Source organism: Microbacterium sp. NPDC087868 (assembly GCF_044900755.1).
In the GTDB taxonomy this organism is placed as follows: domain Bacteria; phylum Actinomycetota; class Actinomycetes; order Actinomycetales; family Microbacteriaceae; genus Microbacterium; species Microbacterium galbinum.
The window spans coordinates 506,027-521,224 of sequence record NZ_JBJDNO010000003.1; the positions used below are offsets into that span (position 1 = coordinate 506,027).

Here is a 15,198-nt window from a genome sequence, read left to right on the forward strand (position 1 = left end):
GTACGTGTCAGGCGAAGCGTCGCGGCGTCAGGCGAAGACGACGAAGCCGAGCGTCACGAGCCCCGCGACCGACACCGCGCACGCACCGACGAAGGCGAGGAGCGCCGTGCGACTGCGGCGCACTCCCTGCCGCGCCACGGATGGGAGCCCCGGGTCCTCGATGCGGGTCGGTGCCGGACCGCCGCCGACCGCGGGCGGGGCCTTCGGCACGAGGGGAGCCGGGCGGGGCTTATAGATCGCCGGCGGCTCGGGCTCGGTGGGGCGCTCGAACGAGACCGGTCCCCGAGGGATCGTCGCATCGAGGTCGGACGGATCATCGAACACCGTGGTCCGCCGGCGACGCAGGCCGCGCCGGGGACGCACGATCGTCTCCTCCAGACCCGACGGCGCGACGGCAGCGCCGCCCGAGCGATCGACGACGACCGTCGACTCGTCCGGCTCGAACGATGCCGGGCGGGCGCGGTCGACCACGACGGTCGCCTCGTAGTCATCGTCCGACGATGTGTCGCGGGTACGGTCGACGACGATGGTCGCCTCGTCGATGTCGGATGCCGCGGGGCGGGAGCGCCCGACGAGCACCGTCGCCTCGTTGTCTTCCTGGTGCGCCTCGTCGTCCTCGACGTGGGCGTCGGCACCCGTCTGCGACGACGCCGGCTGCGACTCGGCATCCGCCTGCACGGCATCCGCCTGCACCGACTCCGCCTGCTCGACCGCGCGACGACGGTCGCGTCGCGTGACGATGACGGTCTCCTCATCGATGCTCTCGTCGGTCATCGCGCGCGCACCGGGATCGTCGTGCCCTCGAGCATCGAATCGGTGCCGACCGACACCGCCAACCGGCCGGCCGTGTCGTCGTCACGGCCGGCGCGCAGGCCGCCGGCGACGACGTCGATCACGACGACCGAGACGTTGTCGCGTCCGCCCGCCTGCAGCGCCCGGCGCACCAGAGCGGATGCCGCGGTCTCCGGGCGTCCGCACATCGTGAGGGTGGCGCGGATCGCCTCGTCGCTCACCTCGCCGCTGAGACCATCGGAGCACAGCAGCAGGCGCTCGCCGTCGATCACCGGGAGGAGCCAGCTGTCGGCCTCGCTGTCGGCCGCGCCGATCGCGCGGGTGATGATGTTGCGCTGCGCGAAGGTCGCGAGGTCTTCGGGACGCATCTCGCCCGCGTCGACCATCTCCTGGCCGAGCGAGTGATCGATCGTCAGCTGCACGAGATCGTTGGCGTGATGGCGGTAGACCCGCGAGTCGCCGACGTTGAAGACGAGCCAGTGCGGCAGCCCTTCGTGCTCGACCAGGGCCACGCCCGAGACCGTGCTGCCGGCTCCCTGCTTGTGCGCGGCGGCGATCGACTCGACCACGGCGGTCGCGCATCCCAGCGCCAGACGCACGTCATCGATCGTGACGGCGGTGCCTCGGAGTGGCTCGAAGGCGGCGACCACCGCGGCGCTCGCCCGGTCGCCGGCCTCGTGCCCGCCCATGCCGTCGGCCACGAGGAACACGGGGGCCGCGGTGAGCAGGGAGTCCTCGTTCGCGGCGCGCTTGAGACCGGTGTCGGTCAGTGACGCGACATTGAGGACGACCTGTTCGACGGTCACGAATCGCGCTCCGCGATCACGTGCATCCCGACCTCGCCGAGGATGAAGCGTCCGGTTCCGACCACGCTCTCGCCCGGGTCGAGCAGCACCTCGGTGCCGTCCTCGGCCACCACGACGACGCCGTTGGTCGCGTGCAGATCGGTCAGCCGCCACTCGTCATCGGTGACGACGAGTCGCGCGTGGGTCTTCGAGAGGGTGCGGGTCGCATCGGTGATCGACAGACGCTGCTCGCCCGGATCGCCCACCGGGTTGCGTCCGATCACGACGCTCGCGCCCGAGAGCGCGAAGCTGCGGCCATCGTCGAGCACGAGTGAGCGACGCACTCCGCGCTTGCGTGCCACGACGACGGTCGCCTCGAGGTCGTCGTCGACGGCGACCTGGCGGGGCTTGATGATCGTCTGTGCGAGGTCGTCGGCGAGCAGGTCGTCGGACTCGGCGTCGTGCGCGAGCGGAGCCTCCGCCGCCGACGTCTCGGTCGGCGCGGCGGGAGCGACCGGAGGCGTGGCGATCAGGGGGACGGGACGGATTCCGGGTGCCGGGGTCTCCGTCACGGGCGGCACCGTCGCGGCCGGAGCGGCCGGGGGCGCCGGGGGCGTGAAGACGGGCGGGGTCGGGGCGAAGGCGGGCGGCAGCGGGAACTCCTCGGCGGGACCCGCGGGTGCGGCCGGAGCGGCGAGAGGCACCGGGGCGGCGGCCGGAGCGGGCGGAGCGGCCGGCGGCGCGGCCGGAGCGGAGACGACCGGCGGCTGCGGAGCGGGTGCCGTGGGCGGAGCAAAGGACGGAGCCGGCGGCTGCGGGGCGGGGGCAGGCGGCTGCGGCGCGGCCTCGGACGGCGCGGCCACGGAAGGCTCGGGCGTGGAAGACTGCGGAACCGGGGGCTGAGGCGCAGACGCGGGAGCCTGCGGGGCGGGGGCGAACGCCTGCCACTCGGCCGGGATCCCGGCGTTCCCGGCGGGTGGGGCGGATGCCTCCGACCCGGCGTTCGTCGAGCGCGGGGCCGGGATGAATCCCCCCGACGGAGCCGCTCCGGCGTGTGCGGAAGCGGGGCGCTGCGGCGCGAAGGCCGGGAGCGCATAGTCGCGGGTGTCTCCGGTGGTCGGTTCGAGCAGCGGCTGGGGCGTGCGGCGCGGCCCCGGCTGCAGGGCCGCGAGGCGGTCGCCCTCCGGGTACGGCGGCGCCCCAGCGGCGAGGATCGTCGCCCACACGGGCGGCAGCAGGATCGCGAGCACCGTCGACCCGGCGCCGCGACCGAACTGCTGGTTGATCCGATGCGTCGCGATCACCTTGAGATAGATGCCGTAGATCTGCACGATCGGGATCAGGTAGAACACGACCTTCCAGGCGGCGACGCCTCCGCGCGCGAGGATCTCGGCCTCGTTGAGGATGGGCACCCAGCCCTTCCACGCCTCTCCCCCGAGCCGCGGGAACAGGCGCGACAGCGCCACCGCGTACCAGACGTAGATGCCGAGGCCGAGGAGCAGGCCGACACCCCATCCGATGAGGAGCATCGAGAGCAGTCCGGACTCTGCTGACGGTGTCATGGGGTCTCCTTCTGCCGGTCGTGGGGCGAACCGGCTACTGCGAGCGTACCGATCACCGGACGGCGACCCGCGAAACGAGGACCGCTCGTCGGCCTCGCCCGGCCCAGCAACGAGGTGAGGCGCACCCGCGCGACCAGCCGCCGCCACCGGCTGTCGGCCGTCGACAGCGCGGCTCGTTCGTCGTCGACGATCTGCCAGGCGGCGACGGCATCCGCATCGGTGGGCGGATGCCCCGCGAAGATGCCGCGGTCGACGAGCACCGCGAGCCGCACAGCGGCCGAGCGATCGGTCGACCGGGCGCGCTGCACGCGCGTGCCCTGGGTCTGCAGGGCGACGTCGTGATCGGTGTACAGGTCGACGAGCTCTTCCCAGGCGCCCGCGAGCCGCACCTCGGGATCACCGGCATCGCGCCGTGCGCGTGCCCGGCGGCCCTTCGCGATCAACAGCACCAGCAGGGGAAGCGTCAGGAGCACGAGCGCGAGGACGCCGAGACCGACGGCGCGCAGGATCGGCAGCAGAACGGCCAGGAACTCCGATTCGGGGGCCTCCAGCGGCGGAGCGTCGTCGTTCGAGTCGCTCTGCGCCTGCGGCGGATCGAGCGCCTCCGAGCGCGGCTGCTCCGGCACGGTCGGATGCTCGGGCAGCTGCTCGCCCTCGGTGATCGCACTCGGCAGCATCGCGTACTGCGGCGTGACGTCGATCGGCATCCATTCGCCGCCGGTGGACCGCACCTCGACCCAGGCGCTCATGCTCTCGCCCGTGCAGACCTCGGTGCAGGCCGGGATGCCGGGCACCTCCTCGGCGCCCGCGAGACGCGCACCGATGACCACGCGCGACTCGAGGCCCCAGTGCTCGGCGAGCAGCGCGGCGGCCGTCGAGAACTGCTCGTCGTCTCCGATCGCCGACACGAGCAGCTCGGGCGCGGCATCCGACCCGGCCCGCCGCTCCTGCTCGACCATCGCGGTGAAGACCTCTTCGATGCGCGCCGCCGAGTGACCGGCATAGCTCGAGGCGAAGCCGTAGCCCTCCGCCCCGTCGAGTGCGGCGATCCACCCGGCCGACGCGGCGTCGTCGAGCACCGCGTGGCTGAGGTAGCCGCGCGAGCGCAGTCGGTCGATCAGTTCGACGTAGCCGGCGCCGGTGCGCGGCTGCTCCTGCATCTCGGCCCACTCGACCAGCGCGGGGAACGCGTCGGCGTCGAGCGTCGAGTCGCCGCCCTGCAGCGACGCGATCCCGTCACCGGTGGCCGGAGCGTCGACGAGCACCGAGTACCGGTCGCCCGGAACCAAGCCGCTCCCCCCGCCCGGAGCATCCGCGATCGTGATGGCCGTGTCGCCGTCGGCGTCGATGTGGAACCCGTCGGCGAGAGCATCCGCCCGTGATCCGGCGAACGCCGGAGCCTCGGCGAGTCCGGCGGGGGTCGGAACCCAGATGCCGCGGTAGGCATCGCCCACCGTGATGTCGAGCGCGATACGACCCTCGCCCGGGCCGGCCGTGCGCGGGAGCCGACTGAAGCGGTCCTCCTCGGCGATGTGGAAGTCGTTGCCGTCGTACGCGTCGAGCGTGACGAGACGGACGCGGTCGACGGCTCCGGGGTCGCCCTGCACGCCGAACACGGTCTCGTCGAGGCGATCCCCCGCGAACCACGCGCGGTAGGAGCCGAGCGGGCTGGTCTGCTGCTGCACGACGATCATCGGCTCGACCTCGTCGCGCAGCACCGATCGGTCGGTCCAGCCGGCGGCGACGGGGGCCGCCGCGACGCCGGCGACGAGCGCGACGACCACGAGCGCGCCCGCGAGCAGGTGCCGGCGGATGCTGAGCCACACCGGTGCCGCCCGGCGCGAGACGCCGGTCGCCGCGACGATGCGCAGCGCCTGCGCCCGCTCGATGCGCGCCCGGCCGATCACCCAGACCAGGGCGGCGGCGAACACCCCCACCCCGATGAGCCACTCGCGCGGAGCGGGCGCCTCGATGCCGAAGACGACGACCGGCGAACTCGTCGCGCTCAACCCGAAGGCCACTCCGAAGACGCTCATCGCGGCGACGACCGGGACCGCCGCCAGGGCACGACGCCCGGGATGGAGGGCGAGGAAGGTCGCGAGGAATCCGCCGAACAGCATCACGACGAGGAACGGGATGAGCACCGCCTGGTACTCGCCGAGCGGCGGGGCCAGGGTCAGCATCTGCTTCCAGCCGAGCACGACGCCGAACACGGCGTCGCGCAGGCCGCCGAGGAACGCGGGCACCGACGACAGCGCCGAGGGGATCGCCAGGGGGACCGCGACGATCAGGTACATCGCCACGGCCGCGAGCGCGGCGAGCGGAGCGCCCCAGCGCAGCATCCGCGCGAGGACCGCCACCCCCATCCCGAGCAGGCCGCCGGCGACACCGACGACGAGCGCGCGCGGCGACTCGTACACCGGCCAGGCGGCGGCCGTCGCGAGCGCGATGCCGACCGCCACGAAACCGAGCGCCCAGAACGTGAGGGCCGAGAACCGGAGCGCGGTGCCGTTCGCACCCCGGAGAGGCGTGCGCGTGCCGCTCATCGGAGCGCTCCTCGTGCCAGCATCTGCGGCAGATCGCCGAGCGCTCCGAGGGTCATGACCGACAGCTCGCGGGCCGTGCGCATCGTGGGCTGCTCGCCGAGCTCGCTGCGCACGGCGACGGCGTCGACCTGGGCGGGCAGCTTCACCGCGGCGTGCCGCAGTCGCTCGAGCGGTGTGCGCGATCCGGTGAGCAGGAAGCCGATCGAGAGGTCGGGGTACGACTGCACCGTCAGCGCTGCCACGGCCTCGAGGCGCATGACCCGGTCGGACGCGTCGAGGGTCGAGGTCGCGTCGAGCATCGCCTTCGGGGTGACGGTCGGAAGGGTGCGGATCGACAGCACCTCGGTGCGACTGTGCTCGGGGATCTCGTTGCTCACCGAGAACAGCACGTCGCGGCCGTCGCGCACACCCTGCAGGGCGAGGGATGCCGCGGCGCTCACCGTGTTCTCGAACTCGTCGTCGCTGTCGTACGACTCGGCGTCGAGGTCGAGGATGATCGCGATGCGGGCGTGCCGGGACTCCTCGTACTGCCGCACCATGAGCGTGCCGGTCTTGGCGGTCGACTTCCAGTGCACGTGGCGCTGCGAGTCGCCCACGACGTACTCGCGCACGGCGTGGAACGACAGGTCGGCGTCGACCAGCGTCGTGCTGGGGGTGCCGTCGAGGTCGCGGATGAGCCCCGCACTGGTGCTCGGGATGCGCACGGTGACCGGGTGCACGTGGATGCGCTGCACCTCGGGCCAGCGCATCTCGCGGCGGAGGATGCCGATCGGGTCGCCACGCGTGATCGTCATCGGCCCGACGTCGATCACGCCGCGACGGTGCGCCGCGATCGTGAGCTCTTCGCGGTGGTGCCCGTCGGGGCGCAGCAGCGGCACGTGCGCCTCGACCAGGCCCTCGCCGACCGGAACGTCGACCACGCCGGGCAGCGACAGGCGGCTGCCGTTGTTGCGCACGTCGAGCGTCGCGCCGATCTCAGCCCCCGCGACCACACGATCACGGTCGAGAGCGAGGTGGATGCGGTAGTCGTGCGCGCCCAGCACGAAGGGCACGCACACGATCAGGAGCACCAGCGCGATCGCGGCCACGGCCCACGCCTCGACCCAGCCGAAGAGCAGCCCCGCGACGACGCCGAGCACCAGGGCCGCGGCCACGAGCATGCCCGCGGCCGTCACCGTCTCGCGCACCCAACCGGCCGTGCGGCGACCGGCGCGAGTCACGGTGCGAGCCGCTCGGCGCATGCCGAACACCGCTCCCCGCACGGGGCCGCGGCGCGTACGCGAGTACCGCGTCACCGTCGCCGTGCGCGTCGAGGTAGACGTGCCGGCGGTGGTGCGGGTCAGGCGCGATTCGGTGTTGAAGCTCACGCAGTGCCGTTCTCGCGCGGGGGTTCGACGTCGAGCAGGATCTGGCCGACCACGGCCACCGCGGTCACGCCGTCGAACTCGGCCTCGGGCTCGAGCACGAGGCGGTGCGCCAGAGCGACGACGGCGAGCTCGCGCACGTCGTCGGGAGTGGCGTAGGTGCGACCGTTCTTCGCGGCCCAGGTCATCACGAGCCGCGAGAGCGCGATCGCGCCGCGCACGCTGGCTCCCAGACGCACCTCGGATGCCCGGCGCGTGGCGTCGACGATGCGCATGATGTAGTCCGAGACGAGCGGGTTCACGTACACGCCGCGCGCCATCTCGGTCATCGTCAGGATGGTGTCGGTACCGACGATGCCGTCGAGCACGCGGGTCGGCTGCGCCGCACCCTGCAGGATGCGCATGGTCGCCGCGTCATCGGGGTAGCCGATCGAGGTCTTGATCATGAAGCGGTCGAGCTGCGCCTCGGGCAGACGGTAGGTACCGCCCTGCTCGATGGGGTTCTGCGTCGCCATCACGAGGAACGGCGAGCCGACCGGGCGGGTGACGCCGTCGACCGTGACGGTGCCCTCCTCCATGACCTCGAGCAGCGCGGACTGCGTCTTCGGGCTCGCCCGGTTGATCTCGTCGGCGAGCACGATGTTCGCGAACACGGGACCCGCGTGGAACTCGAACGTGCCCTCCTTCTGGTCGTACACGGTGATGCCCGTGACGTCGCCGGGGAGCAGGTCGGGGGTGAACTGGATGCGCGTGCTCGTGCCCGAGATGGTCTGGCCGATGGCACGGGCGAGCGCAGTCTTGCCGGTGCCGGGGTAGTCCTCGAGCAGCACGTGTCCACCGCTGATACCGGCCGCGAGCACCAGCTCGACGATGTGGCGCTTGCCGAGCACGACCTGCTCGACGTTGCCGGTGAGGATCGAGAACGTCTCGGCGAACCAGGCGGCCTGTTCGGGGGCGATGGTCACGGGTGCAGCGGAGGAAGCAGGCATAGGAGCAACAGTATTCTTCTCGAGAGTCTCGGACGGGTCAGGGGCAGGGGGCGGGGACGCGGTGCGTGATGGCATCCAGCTGCCCGTACGCACCTGTCCAGGTGAGGGTGACGTCATAGGCGCCCTCGGGCGCCGCGGGGTCGACCGCCACCGCGGCGGGAGGCAGATGCGACCCGCTCGCCGCGCCCGAGACGCTCACGACGTCGGCGATGTTCTCGGGCAGGCATTCGCGGAACTGGACGTTGACGATCGTGGGCACGGTCTGGGCGGTGATCTGCACCGGTGCCGAGCAGTACCCCGTCACGAACGTGTGGCATGCCTGCGCGAGCACCTGGGCGGGTGCGGTGTCGGCGGTCAACGAGAACTCCGAGCGCCACGTGCCGTAGACGTTGTACTGTGCCGCGAACCCGTCGCGCACCGAGATCGACGGTCCGCGTTCGAGCGGGTAGGAGTACGAGTTCCCGCTCTGGTTCGGCGTCGTCGCGACGCGATAGCTCGTGTCGCCTCCGGGGCCCTCGACCGACGTGAAGGTGAACACCTGTGTGGCAGAGGTCTCGCTGACGCCGTAGCCGTTCGAGGCGCATGCCTTGACGTTGTACAGCTGGTACTCGACCAGCCCGTCCAACGAGGGAGAGGGGGATTGCTTCTCGGCTCCCGACACCCGGAGTTCCCCGCTGGGGCCGGCCGTGCACGAGACGGTGCCGGAGCGCCACGCGACGTAGGTCACGTTCACGCCGAGCGCGCTGCCGTTCGCCTGTGCTGCTCCGGTGCCAGGAGAGGCGATGCTGATCGAGGTGTTGGACGACGGCCTGGCATCCGTGTGCGACGGATCGAAGAACACAGTTCCCGCCACCGTCGCCTGCGTGGTGAACGCGCCACCCTCGTTGCCCGCGTTGCCGGTCGGCGGCTGGAACTGGCTGATCGGCACGATCGTGAGCGTCTGCGCACCCGGAGCGAGCGTGATCTGGGCCGCCGTCGTTCCGCCCGTGCGATCGATGACCTGCCCCGTCTCCTCGACGCGGAACGAGCGCGCGTCATCGGGGGCATCGATCGAGAGGCTCACGACACCCTGTGTCCGGCTGGTCGTGCCGGCCACATACACCGGCGTCGCCGTCGCGTTCGACACCGTCGGTGCCGCGTACGCCCAGCTGGTGTGCGCGGAGGTCGGAGCCGATGCACCGACGGAGTTGACCGCGGATGCCGTGAACGCATGCGGTTCGCCGTTGACCAGGCCGTTCACCGTGCAGCGGTACAGGCCGCCACCGGCCGGCCCGCACGAGGCGTTCGCGGCCGCGCCGTCCTGCTGGATCGTCACGCCGGTCACCGAGGGGTGCGCGCGTCCGGCCTCACCGAGCGGCACCTCGAGCACGACGGTCGAGCGCGTGTACCCGACGGTCGTGACGCTCGCCGGCGCCTGCGGGTAGCCCTGCAGATCGAGGGTGAGGGTGCCCGTGCCGGTGCGGCCCTGAGCATCCGCCACCACGAACGGCACCACGCACTGCCCGCCGGGAGCCTGCCCGCCGCCGGGCCAGCTCGCGGTGATCGCGCGCTCTCCCGACGCGGCGAGCGTCGCGACGTCGCACCGGGCGCCGGAGCCGAGCGACACCAGCTTCAAGCCGGAGCCCTGCTTGCCCGCGAACGGGTCGTACTCGCCGGCGATGTCGACGACGTCGATCGAGCAACTGGGGCTGGTCACGACGCACTGCTTCGTGAAGGTCGCCCCGCGCGGAGCATCCGGCGGCGCCGCACCGACGACCAGGCGCACGGATGCCGCGGCCTCGCCGTACTGCGAGACGGTCACCTCGACGGCCTCGGCGGTGCCGGGCCGCGCGTCGGCGTGCGCCTCGACGGTGAGCGTCGGGCCGTTCTGCGTGACCGTGAACGAGGCGCCGCTGTAGACCGTGCGGAAGTCGAGCGAACGGGCGTCGCCCTCGCGGCCGCCCTCCCAGCTCGCCATGTTCGCGTAGAGGTCGAAGTCCGCGCTCGCGCCCGGCGCGACGGTGTGGGCGATCGACGAGAGCAGCAGTTGCGGCTCGGCGGGACGGATGCTGATGGGCACGTCGATGTACGACCAGCGCTCCTGGCCCTGGAGCCGCACCGGCACGAGGCACGTGTCGGACCACGGCGATTCGCGGCCGGCGCGATAGGTCGCCTCTCCCCCGCCTGCGGGGAGGCAGACCGCTGCGGCGCGCTGCGTGGTGAACTCGCCCGTTCCGATCTCGACCGCGTCGTTCGCCGCGAGGTCGAGGTAGTCGGCCACGGTGAACGTCGCCTCGGCGTCTTCGTCGACCACGACCGGGGTCGCGCCCGGCGTGATCTGCACCTGCATGTCGTCGAACGCGGGGATGTGCAGGAACCCGTAGGCGACGACGTCGCGTCCGCCCGCAGCGGTGCCCGTGAGCTGGAACGGCACGAGGGTGCCCTCGGCCGGGGCCGCGCCGACGATGCGGTCGCCCTGCACCGAGAAGCCGGGCTGGTCACCCCAGAGGCTGAGCTTCAGCGAGCTCGCGTCGCCCGACGGCCAGCTGACCCGGTCGGTGACGACGTCGATGCCGCGGTCGGCGAGATCGTCGCGGTCGCGCGCGGTGAGCACCGTGTCGGCGACGGTGGGCTGGTCGGTCACGGCGCCATCGGTCACCGAGACGACGATGAGGCCCTGCGCGGTGCTCTGCGTGCGGCTCGACGTCACCGTGTAGAAGTAGGAGTTCGTGCCCGCCACGTCGCCCGCGCGCAGCACGACGCGTCCGTCTTCGAGCGACGTGTCGGGGTCGATCAGCGACTTCAGCCGCTCGTAGAGCGGGTTGCCGGCGACGGGCGGAGCGTTGGGCACCAGTTCGGTGATCTCGAGGTCGCCCTGCGCCGGGTCGAGATCGTTCGCCCGGGGGTCGAGCACGATCGGCGTCGACGACCCGGCCTCGACGCGCACGTAGTCGCTGAAGGTCACCGGGGCCGCATCGTCGATGTCGGCGTCGAGCACGCCGATCCGCACGAGTCCGGTGCCCGTCTCGCCCTGCGGATCGCGCACGGTGTAACGGAAGGTCGCCTGGCCGCCGTCGACGCCTCCGGCCGGAGCGCGGTAGACGATCGAGTCGCCGCGCGCCGAGATCGTGGCCGTGCCGGCGCCCTTGCCGGGCTGATCGATGCCGGCGAGCACGACGCGGTCGCCGTCGCTGTCCATCCCGGTGGCGGGCACCGACAGCGAGACGGTCTGCCCGCTGAGCACCCGACCGGTGAGCGTGGTGGGCGTGGGAGCACGGTTGGTGCCCGGCGGCACGACGGTCACCGTCACGGCGCCGTCGTCGGAGAGGGACGGGTTGCGCTCGAGCGACACCGAGTAGGTGAGCCGGTACGTGCCGGGCGTCGACGGGGCGAGATAGCGGAGCGCGTTGCCGTCGGCGAAGACGAGCTCTCCCGCCTCACCCGAACCGGTCACCTCGGGCTGCACGACGAGGGGTTCGCCCCGCGGTGCGACGTCGTTGGCGGTCACGTTGATGCGGGTGAGCGACCCCGCCCGCACGGTGATCGCGTCGGGGAAGACGATCGGGCGGGTGACGGTCGACGGCGGCGTGAGGAAGACGGTGACCGTTCCCTCGACGGCCGCACCCGAGCCGTCGGCGACGGTGACGCGTGCACGGCCGATCACACCCGGCTCGCCGTCGTCGGTCGTGCCGTTGACGCGGATGCTCTCGTTGTTGACGACGCGCACGCTCAACTGCGGCGACGAGCTCTCGGCTCCCGAGAGCATGAGCACGCGGCCCGTCGTGTTCTGCACGGCACTGAGCACGTCGACCGTGGTGTCCTCGCCCTCGCGCACGAAAGCGGTGAGCGGAGCCATCGCGAGGGGAGCCGCCCCGTCGACCGCCGTGATGCGGATCACGGCCGACTGCTCGGCCTGCGTCGTGGCATCCTGCGCGGTGTACGTCACGACGTACTGACCGGGCTCGGCGACCGTGAGCTCGACGTCGCCGGAGGCGAGGTTCGGCGCGACCTCGAGGCCCGCCGCCGTCGCCGCCGTCTGCACGGCGTCGACCAGGCGGTACGACCCGGAGCCCCCGGAGAGGTGATCGGAGATGCGGATCGACTGGGGCTCCCCCACCCGCGCGGTCAGCGCGACCGGCGAGGCGAGGAGCGCGGGGCTGCCGGTGACCTGCACGTCGAGGTTCTTCTCGGCGCGCGCACCGTGCACGTCTTCGACCACGACGGTCACGGGGATGACGGCATCCGAAGCGTTGGGGTCGGTGTGACGGATCGCGACCCGACCGTCGGCCATGGGAACGACCATCACGGGGGCGGCGGAGTCGGTCTCGTAGGCGTCGACGAGCACGAAGGGATCGCCCTCGGGGTCGACCCATCCCGACAGCGCCGAGACGACCGTGCTGCCGCCCGGAAGCAGCTGCGGTGTCGGCCACTCCTGCTGGCACGCGTCGACACCGCACCAGACCGGGGCGGAGTTCACCCCGGGATCGACGACGGTGAGCGTGACGGTGGCGGGCGGCGACACCGCGGCCCCGTCGGTCACGGCGTACGTGAAGGAGGTCTGTCCGCTCGTCGCGGTCACGTCGACGACGAGCGACTGTCCGTCGGACACGAGCGACAGCCGACCGAAGCCGTCGTCGCCGAGCCCCGCCGACACCGACTCGGGGTCGATCGTCAGGACGTCCTTCTTGTTCGGATCGTGGTCGTTGAGAAGCACGGGCAGGATGACCTGCTCGCCGGCCCGCACGCCGAACGAGTCGTCGACGGCGACGGGCGGCATCTGCTCCGCCACGTCCTCGACGATGATCGTGCCCTCCTGCTGCTCGGTGTCGTCGTCGATCGCCCACTGCTCGAGCGGGATGAGCACGCCGTCCGGTGCCGTCCAGAGCAGACCGGTGCCGATCTCGCTGAGCACCACGCGGTCGCCGTTGCCCTGGAAGACGGGTTCGATGGTCGCGGACTCGAGCGCGTCGTCGGGGACGGACAGCGACGTGGTCTCGCCGCCGGCCCACAGGGTGCCGGACCCGGTGTCGAGCCAAGCGGCGTAGGTCGTCGTGCCGACCACGACAGGGCGCGCGGGGACGCCGGATGCTTCGGCGATACGCTCCGAGTCGCCCGAGGCGAGCGCCACCGAAACGAGACCGTCGGAGTCCGCGACGACGACGTCGTCACCGGATGCCGCGCCCGCCTGCAGTCGTGCGCCCTCGGCGACGTCGATCGTGATCGGGGCGTCGGCGCCCGACGTCCAGAGTCGCCCTTCCGCGGCCTGGAGCATCGCCCAGCGATCGCCGACCACGGTGAGCTCGAGACCGTCACCGCCCTCGGGGGCGTCGGACACCTCGGCACCGTCTCCGAGGAAGCGGTGCTCATCGATGTCGAACCGGCGCACCGCGCCCTCTTCGGCCGAGTAGAGCGCGAGCACGCCCTCGGGCGAGAGGCCGATCGCATCGGCCGTGTACGACGGCGGGTCCTCGCCCTCCTCGACCTCGACCGCGGCGAAGGGGTCGACCAGGGCCGTGCCCGCCCCCGCGTCGAGGGTGGTGACCGAGACCTGTCCGGTGTCGGTGCGATAGGCCACGTACGGCCCGGCCGACACGATCTCGCGGGTTCCGGCCGGGGTCGGCTCGGAGGCGAGAGGAGTGCCCTCGTCGCCGGCATCCGCGATCAGGTCTCCGGGGCTCGCGGGATCGAGGTCCCAGCGCTGGCGGTTGCCCTGTGCGTAGAGCACGGCCGAGGAACCGCTCTGCCACACGGCTTCGGGATCGTCGACGTTGCGCACCGTGTCGATCTCGGCGAGGTCGGTGTTGACCCGTGCGTACTGGCCGCTGTCGCGCATGACCCAGACGGCCGATTCCAGACGGGGCACCTCCTGCGACTGGTAGCCCTGCGCCGTGACGGCGAGGGTGACGACCACGGCGAGAGCCGCGACGCCCGAGATCGCGGCGATGACGCGCCCGCGGGAGCGGGGCTTCGTCGCGGTGCGGTCGCGGTCGCCGATCGCCATCACAGGACCCCGGTGAGGAAGAGGATGCCGACGCCGACGCCCGCGATCACGACGGCGCCCACGAGCGCGCCGATCACTCCGGCGACGAGCGGGGAACGCGACGGGGCCCGGGTCGCGACCGGCAGGTCGTCGCGGTCACGGGCAGCGCCCTGCTGCTTCGCGGCGCGTGCGGCGCGACGGGAGTCGGGAGCGACGGTGGTGACGACGGGGCCACGGGGCGCGGCATCCGAGAAACTGACCGGCGAGGCCGCGGCCCACTCGGCGGATGCCGCCTCGAAGGCGGTGGGCGCGATGCCGAGCTCGTACTGCGCATGACGCAGACGGTCGGCGAACGCGGCCATGCTCGGGAACCGGCGCGCCGGATCCTTCTCCATCGCCGTGGCGAGGATCTCGTCGATGACCTTCGGCATCCCCGCGATCGGCAGCGGTGTGTACTTGGCCTTCACGATGCGCTGCGTGAGCAGCTCACGCGTGTTCGACGCACGGTCGTCGCGCTCGAAGGGGCTGCGGCTGGAAAGGAGGGTGTACAGCGTCGCCCCGAGGCTCCAGACCTCGCTGGGCACCGAGCCCGACACCTTCTCCTGCAGCACTTCGGGGGCGCTCCACGGGATCGACATCGCGATGGTCTCGGAGTCGCCCTCGTCGAGCACCGCGGCCGCGATGCCGAAGTCGGCGAGCACTGGCGCACCGAGCGAGTTGATGAGCACGTTCGAGGGCTTGATGTCGCGATGCAGCAGCCCCGCCCGGTGCACGGTCTCGAGCGCGCCGGCGATGCGCACGCCGATGTCGAGCACCTCGGCGAGCGGCAGCGGTGCTTTCTTGTAGCGGGCGCTCATCGTGTCGGGGCAGTACTCCATCGCGAAGTACGGGCGGCCGTCCGACGAGATCGACGCCTGATAGATCGTGACGATCGACGGATGCGCGCTGAGGCGGGCGGAGATGTCGGCCTCGACGTTGAACGCGCGCAGCACGTCGGAGTTCACGGCATCCGCCAGCAGCACCTTCACCGCGGCGACGCGGCGGGGCATGTCCTGCTCGTAGAGGAAGACGTCGGCGAATCCACCGGAGCCCAGCGGGCGCACGTAGCTGTAGCCCGACAGCACCGGAGGCGTGGAGGCAATCCGCTTCGCCACTCGCCCTCCCCCGGGAATTGTCATCGACGGGGGTCGCATCGAAAGCG

General features: G+C 72.1%; 8 protein-coding genes. All 8 read right to left on the reverse strand.

Going from position 1 to position 15,198, the window contains the following annotated elements; all coding sequences use genetic code 11:
- Nucleotides 1–27: 27 nt before the first annotated feature.
- From ACI2JZ_RS12635 to ACI2JZ_RS12670, 8 genes are read right to left on the reverse strand one after another with little or no spacing between them, the layout of a single operon-like run.
- Nucleotides 28–774, reverse strand: a complete 747-nt coding sequence (locus ACI2JZ_RS12635) for a hypothetical protein (protein ID WP_404597831.1) — start codon at nucleotides 772–774, stop codon at nucleotides 28–30.
- Nucleotides 771–1,598 carry a PP2C family protein-serine/threonine phosphatase gene (locus ACI2JZ_RS12640; RefSeq protein ID WP_404597832.1) on the reverse strand — a complete coding sequence of 276 codons (828 nt, stop codon included), beginning with the start codon at nucleotides 1,596–1,598 and terminating at the stop codon, nucleotides 771–773. The genes ACI2JZ_RS12635 and ACI2JZ_RS12640 overlap by 4 nt, the downstream gene beginning before the upstream one ends.
- Nucleotides 1,595–3,139 (reverse strand): DUF5684 domain-containing protein, encoded by a 1,545-nt coding sequence (locus tag ACI2JZ_RS12645; protein ID WP_404597833.1) that lies wholly within the window; start codon nucleotides 3,137–3,139, stop codon nucleotides 1,595–1,597. Before ACI2JZ_RS12645 ends, ACI2JZ_RS12640 begins: the two co-directional genes overlap by 4 nt.
- Entirely contained in the window at nucleotides 3,136–5,685 is a 2,550-nt protein-coding gene (locus ACI2JZ_RS12650; RefSeq protein ID WP_404597835.1) for a transglutaminase domain-containing protein, read from the reverse strand. The genes ACI2JZ_RS12645 and ACI2JZ_RS12650 overlap by 4 nt, the downstream gene beginning before the upstream one ends.
- Complete coding sequence (locus tag ACI2JZ_RS12655) at nucleotides 5,682–7,052, reverse strand: DUF58 domain-containing protein (RefSeq protein WP_404597837.1); 1,371 nt, start codon at nucleotides 7,050–7,052, stop codon at nucleotides 5,682–5,684. The genes ACI2JZ_RS12650 and ACI2JZ_RS12655 overlap by 4 nt, the downstream gene beginning before the upstream one ends.
- Nucleotides 7,049–8,038: a MoxR family ATPase gene (locus ACI2JZ_RS12660; RefSeq protein ID WP_247632997.1), complete on the reverse strand. Its 990-nt coding sequence runs from the start codon at nucleotides 8,036–8,038 to the stop codon at nucleotides 7,049–7,051. The genes ACI2JZ_RS12655 and ACI2JZ_RS12660 overlap by 4 nt, the downstream gene beginning before the upstream one ends.
- A 37-nt stretch (nucleotides 8,039–8,075) precedes the next feature.
- Nucleotides 8,076–14,018 carry an Ig-like domain-containing protein gene (locus ACI2JZ_RS12665; RefSeq protein WP_404597840.1) on the reverse strand — a complete coding sequence of 1,981 codons (5,943 nt, stop codon included), beginning with the start codon at nucleotides 14,016–14,018 and terminating at the stop codon, nucleotides 8,076–8,078.
- A complete protein-coding gene (locus ACI2JZ_RS12670) occupies nucleotides 14,018–15,151 on the reverse strand; it encodes a serine/threonine-protein kinase (protein ID WP_247623550.1) in 1,134 nt (377 codons plus the stop codon). Before ACI2JZ_RS12670 ends, ACI2JZ_RS12665 begins: the two co-directional genes overlap by 1 nt.
- Between the last annotated feature and the right edge of the window lie 47 nt (nucleotides 15,152–15,198).

Bases quoted from the DNA above. Each gene is read 5' to 3' on its own strand.
- ACI2JZ_RS12660 (WP_247632997.1), bottom strand. From the start codon at position 8,038: ATGCCTGCTTCCTCCGCTGCACCCGTGACCATCGCCCCCGAACAGGCC.
- ACI2JZ_RS12665 (WP_404597840.1), bottom strand. From the start codon at position 14,018: ATGGCGATCGGCGACCGCGACCGCACCGCGACGAAGCCCCGCTCCCGC.
- ACI2JZ_RS12635 (WP_404597831.1), bottom strand. From the start codon at position 774: ATGACCGACGAGAGCATCGATGAGGAGACCGTCATCGTCACGCGACGC.
- ACI2JZ_RS12645 (WP_404597833.1), bottom strand. From the start codon at position 3,139: ATGACACCGTCAGCAGAGTCCGGACTGCTCTCGATGCTCCTCATCGGA.
- ACI2JZ_RS12650 (WP_404597835.1), bottom strand. From the start codon at position 5,685: ATGAGCGGCACGCGCACGCCTCTCCGGGGTGCGAACGGCACCGCGCTC.